Here is a 15,745-nt window from a genome sequence, read left to right on the forward strand (position 1 = left end):
TGCATACGCGGTGCCGAAATGCGCCTGGAGCGCCTGGGACCGACACAGGGACGGGGCTGAGCACTTCTTTTAAAAGTCAGGCGACCACGCCGGCTTCAACTTCACCCTTGTAGACCGTCCTGACCACCCCCATATTGGGGCGACTGACGCGTGAAGGAATCCAACTTGAGCCAACTTCTCAACCGCCGCCTGGCTCTGCTCAGCGAGCGCGCTAACCTCACTCTGCTGGAGCAGTGTCTGCACGGGATCGAGCGCGAATGTTTGCGCGTCACCGGCGATGCCCGCCTGGCCCAGACGCCGCACCCCGAAGAACTGGGGTCGGCCCTGACCAACGATCAAATCACCACCGACTATTCCGAGTCGCTGCTGGAGTTCATCACCCCGGCCCTGGCCGACCCGGCTGAGACGCTGGCCAGCCTCGACAAGATCCACCGTTTTGCCTACAGCAAACTCAACAACGAGTACCTGTGGAGCCCTTCAATGCCGTGCCCGTTGCCGGCCGAAGCGGATATTCCGATTGCCTACTACGGCACGTCCAACATCGGACAGCTCAAGTACGTGTATCGCAAAGGCCTGGCCCTGCGTTACGGCAAAACCATGCAGTGCATTGCCGGCATTCACTACAACTTCTCGTTGCCTGAAGCCCTTTGGCCTGTGCTGAAAGCGGCAGACGGCTTTGTGGGCACAGACCGCGATTACCAGTCGAGCGCCTACATCGCGCTGATCCGTAACTTCCGCCGTTACAGCTGGCTGCTGATGTACCTGTTTGGCGCCTCGCCTGCGCTGGACGCAGGCTTTTTGCGCGGCCGGGCTCACCAGCTCGAACAACTGGACCCCGACACGCTTTACCTGCCGTACGCCACCAGCCTGCGCATGAGCGACCTCGGTTACCAGAGCAACGCTCAGGCGGGCCTGACGCCGTGCTACAACGACCTCAACAGTTACACCGACAGCCTGCGTAAAGCCGTGGCAACGCCCTACGCGCCGTATGTCGAAATCGGCACGCACCAGGACGGCGAGTGGGTGCAACTGAACACCAACATCCTGCAAATCGAAAACGAGTACTACTCCAACATCCGCCCCAAGCGCGTGACCTACAGCGGCGAGCGTCCGATTCAAGCGCTCATGTCCCGTGGCGTGCAGTACGTTGAAGTGCGTTTGCTGGACATCAACCCGTTCCTGCCCGTGGGCATTGACCTGCCCGAAGCCCGCTTCCTGGATGCCTTCCTGCTGTACTGCGCCCTGCAAGAAAGCCCGCAGTTCGACAGCGCGGAGTGCGGCAGTTGCACCTCCAACTTCCTCAGCGTCGTCAAAGAAGGTCGCCGCCCGGGCCTGCAATTGCAGCGTGACGGTCAACCGGTGGACATGAAGGAATGGGCAGCCGAACTGCTGGAACAAATCGCACCACTGGCCGCGTTGCTGGATCAAAGCAAGGGTGACGATGCGCACAGCAAGGCACTGGATGAGCAACTGGCGAAAATCAAGGACGTGTCCCTGACCCCGTCGGCCAAAGTGCTGGCCAGCATGGCCGAACACAAAGAAAGCTTCGCTCAGTTCTCCATGCGCCAAAGCATTACCCACGCTGAATACTTCCGCAGCCAGGCCCTCAGCCCTGAAGACCAGGCCGCTTTCGAAGAAAAAGCCCGTAAATCGATCAACGACCAAATGGAAATTGAAAACACCGAAGAGGGTGATTTCGACCTGTTTGTGGCGTCGTATCAGGCGAGTATTTTGGCGATCAGTAACTGAGTGATGACAGGCAGCCCGTTAGCCAAACCCCGAAGACGTTCAGGTTTCGCCGTGTCAGAGGCGCGCACGCAAAGGTGCCGCCTCCTACACGAACTGCGGCAACGGATGGCTTCGGGGAGTTGAGTGCAGGCGTACCGTACACCGCCGCTGAAATAAACAGTGGCCGGGCCTGGAAACCCGAGTAACAATTACGCGCCTTAGCGCCATGTACCCTTCGGGGAGTTGGCGTTTTTTGTGCGTCAGTCTTCATCTTATGACGGCTGTGCGCGGGAGGTCTTCGGACCTGCCGGGTTTGCCTAATTGTCCCGGTTTCCAGCCTGCGTACAGCTGTCACCTTCGCCTGGACACGAACCTGACAGCTCTTAAACATATTAGGAGCACACTCAATGACTACCCCTTCCCCGATCAACACCCTCGGCGTCGTAACCTTCAGCCCGTGCGGCGAAAATGACCAACCTCTGTTTTGCGTTAACCCCGGTATACCTTTGCGTCAGGCGCTGGAGCACGTCTCGGCGTTGTTGTTTTGCGCCAAAAAGCTGGCCCTGGATGCCGCCCTGGAGAAAGACGGGGAACGCCATGCCTGGGCGTCGCACTACTTGTGCGACATGGGCAAGGCCGTTATTGATGATGTGTGTTTGCAGGCGTTTTAACGACGCACCGAAGCCGCCGCTCGACGCAGGTGTGCGTTGAACGGCGGCTTCAGTCGGCCGTGCAGGCGTTACAGGGCTTTTTCGAAGATTTTCGAATTGCGCTGAAAGTTGTACAACGAGGCGCGTGCGACCGGCAGGCGTTCAACGCTGCTGGGCTCGAAGCCGCGCTCGCGGAACCAGTGGGCTGTGCGGGTGGTCAGGACGAACAGGGTTTTGAGGCCCAGCGCTCGCGCACGGTTTTCAATGCGTTCGAGCAGTTCATCGCCGCGACGGCCGTGGCGGTATTCCGGGTTCACGGCCAGACAGGCCAGCTCGCCGGCTTCGGAGTCGGCAATCGGGTATAACGCCGCGCAAGCGATGATCATGCCTTCGCGCTCGACCACGCTGAATTGCTCGATTTCACGCTCCAGCACGTCACGCGAACGACGCACCAAAATGCCCTGCTCTTCCAGCGGGCTGATGAGGTCCAGCAAACCGCCGACGTCTTCAATCGCGGCTTCGCGGATTTTTTCGAACTGCTCCTGCGCCACCAGTGTGCCGCCGCCGTTACGGGTGAACAGCTCGGTCAGCAGTGCGCCGTCTTCGGCGTAGCTGACGATATGGCTGCGGGCCACGCCGCCACGGCAGGCCTCGGCGGCCGCTTCCAGCAGTTCAGCCTGATAATCGCTGCCCAGACGCTTCATGTGGGCGGGCACTTGTTGCGGCCGCAGCTCGCGCACCAGACGCCCGTCTTCATCGAGCAAGCCCGGCTCGGCGCCAAACAACAGCAGTTTATCGGCCCCAAGGTCGATGGCGGCACGGGTCGCAACGTCTTCGCAGGCGAGGTTGAAGATTTCGCCAGTCGGCGAATACCCCAGCGGCGACAGCAGCACGATGGAGCGTTCGTCGAGCAGGCGGTTGATGCCCTTGCGGTCCACCCGCCGCACTTCGCCGGTGTGGTGGTAGTCCACGCCATTGAGCACGCCAATCGGACGCGCCGTCACCAGATTGCCGCTCGCCACCCGCAGGCGCGAACCCTGCATCGGTGAGGACGCCATGTCCATCGACAGCCGGGCTTCTATCGCAATGCGCAGTTGACCGACGGCGTCGATCACACATTCCAGCGTCGGGGCGTCGGTGATGCGCATGCCTTCGTGGTAATGCGGCGTCAGCCCGCGGGCTTGCAGGCGGCTTTCGATTTGCGGGCGCGAGCCATGCACCAGCACCAGCCGAACGCCCAAACTGTGCAGCAGCACCAAGTCGTGAACGATGTTGCCGAAATTGGGGTGCGCCACGCCGTCGCCGGGAAGCATGACGACGAAGGTGCAATCGCGGTGGGCATTGATGTAAGGGGACGCGTGACGTAGCCAGTTAACGTAATCGGGCATAACCGGAGCCTGTAAAAAAGTGAGTCGCCTAAAAAGGGCACAAACAGCAAACGCACAACGGGCGGGGGTTATCGTCGAAACTGACTTGGCGACACGCGTGCTCTCCTTGTGTGTACGGGTTGGACCTGCGGCGATTTACAGCGCCGGGGTCAGGCAATAGTGTTCGATCAATTGACTGAGTAGACGCACCGTCGGCTGCAAACGTGACATGTCGAGGTGTTCGCCCGGCTGATGTGCGCAGCTGATATCGCCGGGGCCGAGGACAATGGTTTCGCAGCCAAGGCGCTGAAGATAAGGCGCTTCGGTGCCAAACGCTACTGCTTCGGCACGATGCCCGGTCAGACGTTCAGCCACACGCACCAGTTCGCTGTCGGCCGGCTGCTCAAAGGGCGCCACGCCTGCCGCTAGCGGGGCGAAATCAATCTGTACTTGATGGCGTTCAGCCAGTGGCTGGAGCTTGCTGCGGATGATGGCCCGCAGCGCAGTCGGGTCCATCCCCGGCAAAGGCCGCAGGTCGAATTCCAGCGAGCACTGGCCGCAGATGCGATTCGGGTTGTCGCCGCCGTGGATGCAGCCAAAGTTGAGGGTCGGCTGCGGCACGCTGAATTGCGGGTTGCGGTATTCGTGCAGCCATTGCTGGCGCAGGGCCTTGAGTTCACTGATGGCGTCGTGCATGGCATCCAGCGCGCTATGGCCCAGGCTTGGGTCAGAGGAATGGCCGCTGCGCCCCAGAATCTCGATGCGCTCCATCATCACGCCTTTATGCATGCGGATCGGTTTGAGCCCGGTCGGCTCGCCAATCACAGCCACACGGCCCAGCGGGCGACCCGCTTCGGCCAGTGCCCGGGCGCCGGCCATGGAGGTTTCTTCGTCGCACGTGGCCAGAATCAGTAAAGGTTGCTTGAACGGTTGATCGAGCAGCGGCCGGACGGCTTCGATGATCAGCGCGAAAAAACCCTTCATGTCACAGCTGCCCAGTCCGACCCAGCGGTTATCCACTTCTGTCAGCTTGAGCGGATCGGTCTGCCACAAGGCTTCATCGTACGGCACCGTGTCGCTGTGGCCTGCCAGCACCAGCCCGCCGGGGCCGCTGCCATAACTGGCGAGTAGGTTGAATTTACCGGGGCTGACCTGCTGGATGTCGATGGCGAACCCAAGGTCTCCCAGCCACAGGGCCAGTAGATCAATGACCGGGCGGTTGGTTTGATCCAGGTGCGCCTGGGTGCAACTGACGGACGGCGCGCTGATCAAGGCAGCGAATTGCTCTTTGAGGGAGGGTAAAGGCATGCGCTGACTTCCTGTTGGCGGGGCGAGGCCCATCATAGGGCCATCTGAGCAGCAGAATAAACCCATGCGGGGCGCCGGGGCGGCGAGTCCTGTACACTGCACGGCCTTGGCAGCCACACCTTTCCCCGGCTGCGCACCGTTCCTGGATTTTCCGGCCATGCAGAAAGAAACCGAAATCAAACTCCGCGTCAGCCGCGAAACCCTCGCCGCCTTGCGCGAGCACCCTTTGCTGAAAAAGCGCAACAAAAGTGGCTGGGAAAGCCGTGAGTTGCTCAACCAATATTTCGATACCCCTGAGCGCGACCTGGCCAAGGCCAAGGTTGCCCTGCGCTTGCGCCGTGATGGCGAAGACGTGATCCAGACCCTCAAGACCCGTGGCGAGAGCATTGCCGGTCTGTCGGTGCGCAATGAATACGACTGGCATTTGCCTAAAGCCAAGCTCGACGTCAAAAAACTCGACGGCGAATGCTGGCCCGAAGCGTTGGCCGAGCTGGACAAAAAAACCCTCAAGCCGATTTTCACCACTGATTTCGTGCGCGAGCGCGCTGAAATCTCGTGGGGTCGCGGCAAAGCCAAAGTGGTGATCGAAGCCGCACTGGACGTGGGCCACGTGATTGCAGGCAAGCAGAAAGAAGAAATCTGCGAGTTGGAACTCGAACTGCGCGAAGGCGAACCGGCTGCTTTGCTGGAACTGGCTGCCGAGCTGGCTGAAAAACTGGCGTTGATGCCGTGTGACATCAGCAAGGCAGAGCGCGGTTATCGCCTGTTCGACGCCAACAGCTACTCGGTGAGCCTGCCAGCCCCTGAGCTGACGCCTGAAACCCCGCTGGATGACGCGTTTGCCGCGCTGGCGTGGCATTTGCTGGCCAGCAGCCAGCGTTTGGCCGAGCAATACCGCTTCAATGGCCACTGGCGTCTGTTGCAAGACTGGGTGCAGCAATTGATTGACCTGCGCGCGCTGGTCAGCAGCCTCGGTCAGGCCGCGCCACGCCAATCCACCAGCACCTTGCGCGCCTCGCTGGACGCACTGCTGGAAGACTGGCGCCCGCTGGTGCAGATCGGTCAGGACGACGAAGACGTGCGCAAAGCCGCGCCCGAGCAGTTCCTCGAAGAACTCGAAGACCCGCGCTGGGGCCAATTCTCCCTGAACACGTCGCGCTGGTTGATGGAGCGCAGCTGGACCGTGGATCGTGGCACGACCCGTGGCAATCGTCAGGGCGCTGCACAGCTGAGCAGTTGGCTGCCCCGTTTGCTGTCGGATGAAGCTATCGCGTTGCGTCTGAACCGTTACCAGCAGCAACCAGAAGATTTGGCAGAGCAGTTGCCGCGCATCGAGCGCATTCAAGCGTGGCTGCGTTTGGCCCGTGGCGTGCTGGAGATTGCGGAAGTGGACCGTTTGTTTGGCGAGATGAACAAGCTGCAAGAGCTGGCCAATCAGCCACTCACAGACGATGTTGAACACAATGATGCGTTGCTCGATGCCCGCAAGCATCAAGCGATCGCGGTTTACCAGAACCGCGCCTGGAAGACCTTGCTGCGCGCGTAAGCATCATGCAAAGGGCTCTCAGCGCTCGCTGAGGGCCCTCTCCCACTTATTGCGCAGTCTTGGGCATGTCCGCGTCGGGCGTGCGCCAGATCAGGCGTGTGGTGTCGTAGCCTTGCTGTTGAGCCTTGCTGAGTAACTCGTCACGGGTTTGCTGATCAATGGTCGGTTTGCGCGACAGCAACCACAGGTAGCGACGGTCCGGGTTACCGACCAGCGCAGTGCTGTAGTTGTCCCCCAGATACAGCACCCAGTAATCGCCTTTAGTCACACCCGGCAACAGCGTCGAGACCCAGTTATCAAACTCAACCCACAATTTGTCGGTCTTGCCCGGCACTTGAGGCGTCGCTGTGCCTTTGGCCTCCTGCCACTTGCCGTCTTCGGTCAGGCAGCGGTTGAGCACCGCCACATTGCCATCGGGCTTGAGGGTGTATTGCGCTTGGGACTGTGCGCAATTGCGCTGGAAGAACATCGGCAACCGCGCCTGCTCATACCAAGTGCCTTGATAGCGCTTGAGGTCGACGTTATCGACAGTTTTGGGGGCCAGTGCATCGCTGCCGGAGCTGGAGCACCCGGCCAACACCAACGCAGTGCCCAGACACGCTAAAAGTCGCTTCATGGGTAACGCTCCTGTTCAGTCTTATTTCAAGCCCTGACCCGAGAACATCAGCACTTTGTCACCTGCATATTGCACGCTGATAAAGCTGTTTTTATCGCCCCAGGTGCAGCTCGACATACCGAGTGCGCCCGAGCAATCCGTCGGGTTGCCCAACAGCTTCTCCACCTCGGCCTTGGGCATACCGGCCGACAGTTTTGAGTAGTTCTCTTGATTGACCTTGCTGCAGGCCGCCAATAACACACAGAACGACAACAACGCCAAAGAACGCAACTTCATGGAAAAGCTCCTGAATGGGAAAGTCGGCATCGCTGCCTCGGTGAGAGCTTAGAAGAGAAAAGCGCGGGGTGGTTCCCGACAGGCCGGGGTTTTGTTGCAGGCGGGCAGGTAGAGCTCAGGCAACGCGCTGTCGAGGCTGCCGGGTAATGGCGAGACGGTGCACAGATCGGGGGGGCTTGCCCCCCCTTCGCAGCCTGCGGCAGCGACTGCGCGCTTAGGCTTTGTGGTAAGCCGTAATGCGCGCCACTTCTTCTTTGGAGCCCAGGAATACCGCAACACGCTGGTGCAGGCCTTCAGGCTGGATGTCGAGGATGCGCTGGTGGCCGTCAGTGGACGCGCCGCCTGCCTGCTCCACAAGGAACGACATCGGGTTGGCTTCGTACATCAAACGCAGCTTGCCTGGCTTGGAAGGCTCACGGCTGTCACGCGGGTACATGAACACGCCACCACGGGTCAGGATGCGGTGGACGTCTGCCACCATCGCAGCAACCCAACGCATGTTGTAGTTCTTCTTCAGCGGACCTTCTTCACCGGCCAGCAATTCGTCAACGTAGCGCTGTACCGGGGCTTCCCAGTGGCGCTGGTTAGACATGTTGATGGCGAATTCCTGCGTGGATTCAGGAATGCTGATGTCTTCGTGGGTGAGCACGAAGCTGCCCATTTCGCGGTCCAGGGTGAACCCTTTAACGCCATCACCCAGGGTCAGCACCAGCATGGTTTGCGGGCCGTAGATCGCATAACCGGCCGCCACTTGGGTGGAGCCCGGTTGCAGGAATGCTTTTTCGCCCAGGTCGCCGTTCTCGGCCAAGTGGCCTTCAGGGCAACGCAGCACGGAGAAAATCGTACCGACGGGCGCGTTGATGTCGATGTTGGACGAGCCGTCCAGCGGGTCGAATACCAACAGGTAGGCGCCTTTCGGGTATCTGCCCGGGATCTGGTAGGCGTTGTCCATTTCTTCGGATGCCATACCGGCCAGGTGACCGCCCCATTCGTTGGCTTCGAGCAGGATTTCGTTGGAAATCACGTCAAGCTTCTTCTGGACTTCGCCTTGCACGTTTTCGGTGCCCATGCTGCCCAGAACACCACCCAGGGCGCCTTTGGACACGGCGTGGCTGATCTCTTTGCAAGCACGCGCCACCACTTCGATGAGGAAACGCAAATCAGCAGGCGTGTTGTTGCTGCGGGTCTGCTCGATCAAATAGCGACTCAGGGTAACGCGGGACATGTAAGGCTCCGAACTAGGGGGAGGGGGCAAAAAACCCGCGCAGTTTAACGCGTGTTGACGTGCAAATCTTCTAATCAGACTCAGATCCGGCCGAGCGGGTTCAGTTGCGGGCAAAAAACAGCCAAAACCCGTAACTGCCGCCCTGTGACGAGGCTGCGTCCGGTCGCAGCCTCGCGGTGGTTCAGTAGCGCCAGCAAGACCGTTAGAGCGCCTTCCAGATCTCGGTCGCATACTCACGAATGGTGCGGTCGGAAGAGAACCAGCCCATGCGCGCGGTATTGAGTACCGACGTGCGCCACCACGCATCGTTGTCGTGCCACAGCGCTTCAACACGCATTTGCGCATCCCAATAAGCGTCAAAGTCAGCGCACACCAGGAAGCGGTCGTAATCAATCAGCGAGTCGATCAGCCCCGTATAGCGCGCCGGGTCATCGTGAGAGAACACCCCGCCGCGAATCGCCTGCAACACATCATTGAGCCGATGAGACGCGGCGATTTCCGGCCCGGCATTGAACTCGCCACTGAGCTTGCGGGCTTCGACCTGTTGCGCGGTGAGGCCGAAGATAAACATGTTTTCTGAGCCGACACGCTCGCACATTTCGACGTTGGCGCCGTCCAGCGTGCCAATGGTCAACGCCCCGTTGAGGCCGAACTTCATGTTGCTGGTGCCCGACGCTTCATAACCGGCGGTGGAAATTTGCTCGGACAAATCGGCCGCCGGGATGATGTTCTCCGCCAGGCTGACGTTGTAGTTGGGCAGGAACACCACTTTGAGCAAACCACGCACAGTCGGGTCGTGGTTAATGGTGCGCGCGATGTCATTGGTCAGTTTGATGATGAGTTTGGCCTGTTGATAACTGGCCGCCGCTTTGCCGGCAAAGATCTTCACACGCGGCACCCAGCGGTTACCCGGCTCGGCACGGATTGCCTGATACAGCGCCACGGTGTGCAGCAGGTTCAGCAACTGGCGCTTGTACTCGTGGATACGTTTGACCTGCACATCGAACATGGCTTCGGGGTTGACCACAATGCCGAGGCGCTCATAAATCAAGGCCGCCAAGGTGCATTTGTTTTGCAGCCGCTGTTCAGCGAATCGCTTGCGAAAGTCTGCACGCCCGGCAAACGGTTCCAGCTGGATCAGGTTGTGCTCGGGATCGTCCTGAAATTGCGGGCCTAGCGCATCCACCAACAGTGCCGTCAGCGGCGGGTTGGACTGGTAAAGCCAGCGCCGAAAGGTCACGCCGTTGGTTTTGTTGTTGATGCGGTCCGTGTACAGCTTGTGCATGTGCGAGAACACGGTGCTGCGCATCAATTGCGTGTGCAGCCCTGACACGCCATTGACGCTGTGACACCCCAAAAACGCCAGATTGCCCATGCGCACACGGCGGCCATTGTCTTCCTCGATCAACGACACGGCGCGCAGCACGTCAAAGTCATGCACGCCCTGTTCGCGCAGCGAATCAATGTGCAGCCCGTTAATCAGGTAAATGATCTGCATATGCCGGGGCAGCAAACGCTCCATGAGCCCCACTGGCCAGGTTTCAAGCGCCTCGGGGAGCAAGGTGTGATTGGTGTAGGCCAGGGTTTCGACCGTGACCTTCCAGGCGGCACCCCACTCCACGCCGTGTTCATCGACCAACAGGCGCATCAACTCTGCGACGGCAATGGACGGATGGGTGTCATTGAGCTGGATGGCCACGTGGTCGCCAAGATCGAGCAATGCGAAGCCCTGATCCAGATGGCGCCGGATCAAGTCCTTCAACGATGCTGCCACGAAGAAATATTCCTGACGCAGCCGCAGCTCCTGCCCGGCTTCGTTGCTGTCCGCCGGGTACAGCACCCGCGAAATGCTCTCAGCGCGCACCACCTCTGCGACCGCGCCCAAGTGGTCACCGGCATTAAAGCGTTCGAGGTGCATCTCGTGCACCGCCCTGGCCCGCCATAAGCGCAACGTGTTGACGCTGGCACCGCGCCAGCCCACAACCGGGGTGTCGTAGGCAATCGCACGCACGGTTTCGCCCGGCCACCAGACCTGCCGCGGGTGACCCTGTTCATCGATGAGGGTTTCGACCGCTCCGCCGAAGCCGATGAGGTACACCACCTCCGGCCGCTCAAACTCCCACGGGTTGCCAAAGTCCAGCCAGTTTTCGGTCTGCTCCTGTTGCCAACCGTCCACGATGCTTTGGCGAAACAACCCGTGTTCATAGCGAATGCCGTAGCCGTGGGCCGCGACGCCAAGGGTGGCCATGCTCTCCATGAAACACGCCGCCAGACGGCCAAGCCCCCCATTGCCCAGCGCGGCATCGGGTTCAAGCAAACGGATTTGCTCCAGATCCACCCCCAGCTCGGTCAGCGCTTCACGCGCAATGTCGAGCAAACCGAGGTTACTGAGGCTGTCGTACAGCAAACGGCCGATCAGAAACTCCAGCGACAGGTAATACACCCGCTTCTGGCCTTTGCGGTAAATCTGCCGTGTGTTGTCCATCCAGTGCTCGACCATATGGTCTCGGGCGGCCAGCGCAATGGCTTCGAACCAGTCATGATCGAACGCGTGTTCCGGGTCCTTGCCCACCGCGTAGGTCAGTTTGGCCAGTACGGCGGCGCGGAAGGCCGCCACTTGTGCATCACAAACAAGCGGTTCCTGGGACATCGATACAACCTCAAGCGAGATGGAGCGATTTGAAGAACGAATGGTGTCAGCCTAGACGCTCTGACAGAAGGAAGCGGCTTGTGTTCGAGATTTTTGCGCTATCCTGGGGATAAATCGGCCAAGCAAACAATGCACCGGATGGCGGCACAAAACGGCGGCGCTCGATAGTGAGCAAAAAACCGGCAAATGGTTGTTCAATTCTTGCTCAACCCCGGTATGATCGCGCGCCCTGTTACACGCTGGAATATAAGCCTGATGAAGTCCAACCTGATCGCCGCCGCGGAAATCGACCGTCTCGATACCTGGGCCAAATACACCGCGCCCATGTGCGGCTCCTGCATTTCCAGCTGCTGCACCCTACCGGTCGAGGTCAAGGTCAAAGACTTGATCCGCATCGGGCTGGTGGATGAATTCGAACTGGGCGACCCGCCGAAGAACATCGCCAAGCGTTTGCAAAAAGAAGGGATTGTGGAACGTTTCAACCAGAAGTCGGGCATCTTCACGCTGCAGCGCATGAGCAACAATGACTGCCTGTACCTGGACCGCAAATCGCGCATGTGTACCATCTACGAAAAACGCCCTGATACCTGCCGCAACCACCCGCGTATCGGGCCGCGACCAGGGTACTGCGCGTATATTCCCAAAGCGGTCGAGCGTAAGAACAGCAGCGTTAAATTGATGGATTTTTAAGGCTCGAATTACCCTCTATCCAGGCCCCTCTCAAGGCAGGGAGTTGGAGTGACGGGTAACAGCGCACACAAATCCCGCACATAAAAAAACGCCCCCGACCGCAAGGCCGGGGGCGTTTTTGTAACCGCTAACTAATTAACTTAGTTTTTGGCCTTTTTGGCAGCGCGGGTACGCTCGCCTTCGTCCAGGATCTTCTTACGAAGACGGATGGACTTAGGCGTCACTTCACACAGCTCGTCGTCCTGGATGAATTCCAGAGCCTGTTCCAGGGTGAAGCGAACAGGTGGAACCAGAGCGATGGTTTCGTCTTTACCCGAAGCACGCATGTTGTCGAGCTTCTTGCCCTTGGTAGGGTTAACGCCCATGTCGGTGTCACGGCTGTTCAGACCAACGATCTGACCGTTGTAGATCTCTTGACCGTGTTCAACGAACAGCTTGCCACGCGCCTGCAGGGTTTCCAGGGAGTAGGTCAGCGCCTTGCCCGTTTCAACCGATACCAGAACGCCGTTCTGACGGCCGGACATGTGGCCGGACTTCATCACGTCGTAGCGATCGAAGATCGAGGTCAGGATGCCAGCACCGTTGGTCAGGGTCAGGAACTGGTTACGGAAACCGATCAGACCGCGAGCAGGGATGTTGTATTCCAGACGTACACGGCCCTTGCCATCCGGCACCATGTTGGTCAGGTCGCCCTTACGCAGGCCCATCTCTTCCATCACCTTGCCCTGAGATTCTTCAGGCAAGTCGATGGTGACGTTTTCGAACGGTTCGTGCTTAACGCCGTCAACCATGCGGATGATTACTTCTGGACGGCCAACGCCCATTTCGAAGCCTTCGCGACGCATGGTTTCGATCAGAACCGACAGGTGCAATTCACCACGGCCCGATACTTTGAACTTGTCAGCCGAGTCGCCTTCTTCAACGCGCAGAGCAACGTTGTACAGCAGCTCTTTGTCCAGACGTTCCTTGATGTTACGGGATGTCACGAACTTGCCTTCTTTACCGCAGAATGGCGAGTCGTTTACCTGGAAGGTCATGGAAACGGTTGGCTCGTCAACGGTCAACGGCTTCATCGCTTCAACGTTCATCGGGTCGCACAGGGTGTCGGAGATGAACAGCGAGTCCATACCGCTGATGCAAACGATGTCGCCTGCTGCAGCTTCTTCAACGTCTACACGGTGCAGACCGTGGTGACCCATCAGCTTCAGGATACGACCATTGCGGCGCTTGCCGTCAGCGTCGATAGCAACAACCGGGGTGTTCGGCTTGACGCGACCACGGGCGATACGGCCAACACCGATAATGCCCAGGAAGCTGTTGTAGTCCAGTGCCGAGATTTGCATCTGGAACGGACCGTCACGGTCTACGGCTGGTGCCGGTACGTTGTCGACAATCGACTGGTACAGCGGGGTCATGTCTTCAGCCATGTCGGTGTGGTCAAGACCAGCAATACCGTTCAGGGCAGAGGCGTAAACCACTTTGAAGTCCAGCTGTTCTTCAGTAGCGCCCAGGTTGTCGAACAGGTCGAAGATCTGGTCCAGAACCCAATCAGGACGCGCGCCCGGACGGTCAACCTTGTTGATTACCACGATTGGACGCAGGCCGGCTTCGAACGCCTTCTTGGTCACGAAACGGGTTTGCGGCATAGGGCCGTCTTGAGCGTCAACCAGCAGCAGAACGGAGTCAACCATCGACATCACGCGTTCTACTTCACCGCCGAAGTCGGCGTGGCCCGGGGTGTCCACGATGTTGATGTGGTAGCCGTTCCAGTTGATGGCGGTGTTTTTCGCCAGAATGGTAATACCGCGCTCTTTCTCCTGGTCGTTGGAGTCCATCACGCGCTCGTCGTTGAGCTCGCCGCGCTCCAGAGTGCCGGATTGACGCAAGAGTTTGTCTACCAGGGTGGTTTTACCGTGGTCAACGTGAGCAATGATGGCGATGTTGCGTAGATTTTCGATCACTTGTGTATCTCGATCAGAGGATTCGGTGTGCTGACAGGTCGTGGCAGCGATTAACAATAGAGTCAGGCCTTGCCGTTACAACTTGACGGCGGCGTCGGGGGGCCGGTGACGCAGGCCACAGGCATACAGCCCCGGGCTCTTAGCTCGGTCGATAAACGCGCACATTGGCATGTCCCTCACTGAGCAAATGGTGAGCATGCAGGCGACTCATCACGCCTTTGTCGCAATACAACAGGTACTGACGGGTGTCATCCAGTTCCTTGAAGCGGCTGTTCAGAGCATAGAACGGCAACGCTTGTACTTCGATGCCAGCCAGTTCCAGCGGCTGATCTTCCTGAGCATCCGGGTGACGGATGTCGAGAACGATCTGGCCCGCCAGCACTTCGCTGACCTCTTCGACTTGCAAGTCCTGGCCCAACTCATCGATCACACGATCAATCGGCACCAGTTTGGCCCGCTCGAGCGCACGCTCAAGCACGGCCATATCAAACTGTTGTTCTTCATACTCCACGCGTGGACGCTTGGCGTGGGTCTTGGGGTTGACCGAAATCACCCCGCAATATTCAGGCATGTGTTTGGCGAAGTCGGCGGTGCCGATCTCGTTCGCCAAATCGATGATGTCCTGCTTGTGGCTGGCGATCAGCGGGCGCAAGACCAGTTTGTCGGTCACGCAATCGATCACGGACAGGTTGGGCAGCGTCTGGCTGGACACCTGTGAAATCGCTTCGCCCGTCACCAGTGCGTCGATATCGAGCCGGTCCGCAATACGGGACGCAGCGCGCAACATCATACGCTTCAAAATGACGCCCATATGACTGTTATCGACTTTGCCGAGAATTTCGCCCAGCACTTCTTCGAACGGCACGCTGACAAACAGCACGCGCTGCGAGCTGCCGTACTTCTTCCATATATAGTGCGCGACTTCCATTACGCCCAGTTCATGGGCCCGGCCGCCGAGGTTGAAGAAGCAAAAGTGGCTCATCAGGCCGCGGCGCATGATCTGGTAGGCCGCGACCGTAGAGTCGAACCCGCCGGACATCAGCACCAGCGTCTGCTCCAGCGCGCCCAGCGGGTAACCGCCAATGCTGTCGTGCTGGCTGTGAATCACAAACAACCGTTGGTCGCGAATTTCGATCCGGACTTCGATTTCCGGGTTTTTCAGCGAGATTCCGGCCGCTCCGCACTCGCGACGCAGCTTGCTGCCCACATATTTCTCGACATCCATCGAGGAAAACGGGTGCTTGCCCGCGCGCTTGCAACGCACCGAAAAGATCTTGCCCGCCAGCGAATCGCCGAAGTGCAGTTTGCACTTCTCGACGATGTCGTCGAAGTCACCCAACGGGTACTCATCGACCTGCAGAAAATGCGCGATGCCCGGCATGCAGCTCAGGCGTTCGGTCATCTCTTTCAGGGCTTTGGGGTCGCTCACACGCGTTTGCAGCTCGATGTTGTCCCACACACCACTCACTACCACAGCCGGGTCCAGATCGCGGAGCACGGTACGGATGTTTTTGGCCAATTGACGGACGAAACGCATCCGAACCGGGCGGCTCTTGATAGTGATCTCGGGGAAGACTTTAACGATTAGTTTCATGAAAACAGCGCGCGAGCAGCCTGCCAAAAAAGGGGGGCGCGGATTATAGCGGAAATTGCTCAAGGTTTAACCAGTTATCGTACAAACGGTTTTGGCCGCACCAAAATAGAGCAAAAAGGCAAGTTTTCGCTTCA

General features: G+C 59.1%; 12 protein-coding genes. 4 read left to right on the forward strand and 8 right to left on the reverse strand.

Annotated elements, in window-relative coordinates:
• Positions 1 to 165 precede the first annotated feature (165 nt).
• Positions 166 to 1,749 (forward strand): glutamate--cysteine ligase, encoded by a 1,584-nt coding sequence (gene gshA, locus CJF39_RS15920; RefSeq protein ID WP_094994281.1) that lies wholly within the window; start codon positions 166 to 168, stop codon positions 1,747 to 1,749.
• 386 nt (positions 1,750 to 2,135) lie between these two features.
• Positions 2,136 to 2,399 carry a DUF3077 domain-containing protein gene (locus tag CJF39_RS15925; protein WP_094994282.1) on the forward strand — a complete coding sequence of 88 codons (264 nt, stop codon included), beginning with the start codon at positions 2,136 to 2,138 and terminating at the stop codon, positions 2,397 to 2,399.
• Positions 2,400 to 2,467: 68 nt separating this feature from the next.
• On the opposite strand, the gene argA is transcribed toward CJF39_RS15925, so the two are convergent.
• On the reverse strand, positions 2,468 to 3,766 hold the full coding sequence (gene argA, locus CJF39_RS15930) for an amino-acid N-acetyltransferase (RefSeq protein ID WP_094994283.1): 1,299 nt from the start codon (positions 3,764 to 3,766) through the stop codon (positions 2,468 to 2,470).
• Positions 3,767 to 3,901: 135 nt separating this feature from the next.
• Positions 3,902 to 5,053: an acetylornithine deacetylase gene (argE, locus tag CJF39_RS15935; protein WP_094994284.1), complete on the reverse strand. Its 1,152-nt coding sequence runs from the start codon at positions 5,051 to 5,053 to the stop codon at positions 3,902 to 3,904.
• Positions 5,054 to 5,210: 157 nt separating this feature from the next.
• Here argE and CJF39_RS15940 point away from each other — a divergent pair, with 157 nt between their 5' ends.
• Positions 5,211 to 6,599, forward strand: a complete 1,389-nt coding sequence (locus CJF39_RS15940; RefSeq protein WP_094994285.1) for an inorganic triphosphatase — start codon at positions 5,211 to 5,213, stop codon at positions 6,597 to 6,599.
• Between the two features lie 46 nt (positions 6,600 to 6,645).
• Here CJF39_RS15940 and CJF39_RS15945 read toward each other — a convergent pair whose 3' ends face one another.
• From CJF39_RS15945 to CJF39_RS15960, 4 genes are all read right to left on the reverse strand, one after another.
• Positions 6,646 to 7,215: a lipocalin family protein gene (locus CJF39_RS15945; protein WP_094994286.1), complete on the reverse strand. Its 570-nt coding sequence runs from the start codon at positions 7,213 to 7,215 to the stop codon at positions 6,646 to 6,648.
• Between the two features lie 21 nt (positions 7,216 to 7,236).
• On the reverse strand, positions 7,237 to 7,491 hold the full coding sequence (locus CJF39_RS15950; protein ID WP_094994287.1) for a hypothetical protein: 255 nt from the start codon (positions 7,489 to 7,491) through the stop codon (positions 7,237 to 7,239).
• A 214-nt stretch (positions 7,492 to 7,705) separates the two neighbouring features.
• Positions 7,706 to 8,716: a class 1 fructose-bisphosphatase gene (locus tag CJF39_RS15955; protein WP_094994288.1), complete on the reverse strand. Its 1,011-nt coding sequence runs from the start codon at positions 8,714 to 8,716 to the stop codon at positions 7,706 to 7,708.
• A gap of 202 nt (positions 8,717 to 8,918) precedes the next feature.
• On the reverse strand, positions 8,919 to 11,366 hold the full coding sequence (locus CJF39_RS15960; RefSeq protein ID WP_094994289.1) for a glycogen/starch/alpha-glucan phosphorylase: 2,448 nt from the start codon (positions 11,364 to 11,366) through the stop codon (positions 8,919 to 8,921).
• 252 nt (positions 11,367 to 11,618) lie between these two features.
• Between CJF39_RS15960 and CJF39_RS15965 the strand changes: the two genes are divergently transcribed.
• Positions 11,619 to 12,056 carry a YkgJ family cysteine cluster protein gene (locus CJF39_RS15965; RefSeq protein WP_047272954.1) on the forward strand — a complete coding sequence of 146 codons (438 nt, stop codon included), beginning with the start codon at positions 11,619 to 11,621 and terminating at the stop codon, positions 12,054 to 12,056.
• A 140-nt stretch (positions 12,057 to 12,196) separates the two neighbouring features.
• On the opposite strand, the gene typA is transcribed toward CJF39_RS15965, so the two are convergent.
• Both typA and thiI read right to left on the reverse strand, forming a co-directional pair.
• Positions 12,197 to 14,017: a translational GTPase TypA gene (typA, locus tag CJF39_RS15970; RefSeq protein ID WP_047272916.1), complete on the reverse strand. Its 1,821-nt coding sequence runs from the start codon at positions 14,015 to 14,017 to the stop codon at positions 12,197 to 12,199.
• Between the two features lie 139 nt (positions 14,018 to 14,156).
• A complete protein-coding gene (gene thiI / locus CJF39_RS15975) occupies positions 14,157 to 15,611 on the reverse strand; it encodes a tRNA uracil 4-sulfurtransferase ThiI (protein ID WP_094994290.1) in 1,455 nt (484 codons plus the stop codon).
• Positions 15,612 to 15,745 lie beyond the last annotated feature (134 nt).

It is taken from the genome of Pseudomonas lundensis (assembly GCF_002269125.1).
Classification (GTDB): Bacteria; Pseudomonadota; Gammaproteobacteria; order Pseudomonadales; family Pseudomonadaceae; genus Aquipseudomonas; species Aquipseudomonas lundensis_A.

Bases quoted from the DNA above. Each gene is read 5' to 3' on its own strand.
- CJF39_RS15950 (WP_094994287.1), bottom strand. From the start codon at position 7,491: ATGAAGTTGCGTTCTTTGGCGTTGTTGTCGTTCTGTGTGTTATTGGCG.
- argE (WP_094994284.1), bottom strand. From the start codon at position 5,053: ATGCCTTTACCCTCCCTCAAAGAGCAATTCGCTGCCTTGATCAGCGCG.
- CJF39_RS15955 (WP_094994288.1), bottom strand. From the start codon at position 8,716: ATGTCCCGCGTTACCCTGAGTCGCTATTTGATCGAGCAGACCCGCAGC.
- thiI (WP_094994290.1), bottom strand. From the start codon at position 15,611: ATGAAACTAATCGTTAAAGTCTTCCCCGAGATCACTATCAAGAGCCGC.
- CJF39_RS15940 (WP_094994285.1), top strand. From the start codon at position 5,211: ATGCAGAAAGAAACCGAAATCAAACTCCGCGTCAGCCGCGAAACCCTC.
- CJF39_RS15925 (WP_094994282.1), top strand. From the start codon at position 2,136: ATGACTACCCCTTCCCCGATCAACACCCTCGGCGTCGTAACCTTCAGC.
- CJF39_RS15945 (WP_094994286.1), bottom strand. From the start codon at position 7,215: ATGAAGCGACTTTTAGCGTGTCTGGGCACTGCGTTGGTGTTGGCCGGG.
- CJF39_RS15960 (WP_094994289.1), bottom strand. From the start codon at position 11,366: ATGTCCCAGGAACCGCTTGTTTGTGATGCACAAGTGGCGGCCTTCCGC.
- argA (WP_094994283.1), bottom strand. From the start codon at position 3,766: ATGCCCGATTACGTTAACTGGCTACGTCACGCGTCCCCTTACATCAAT.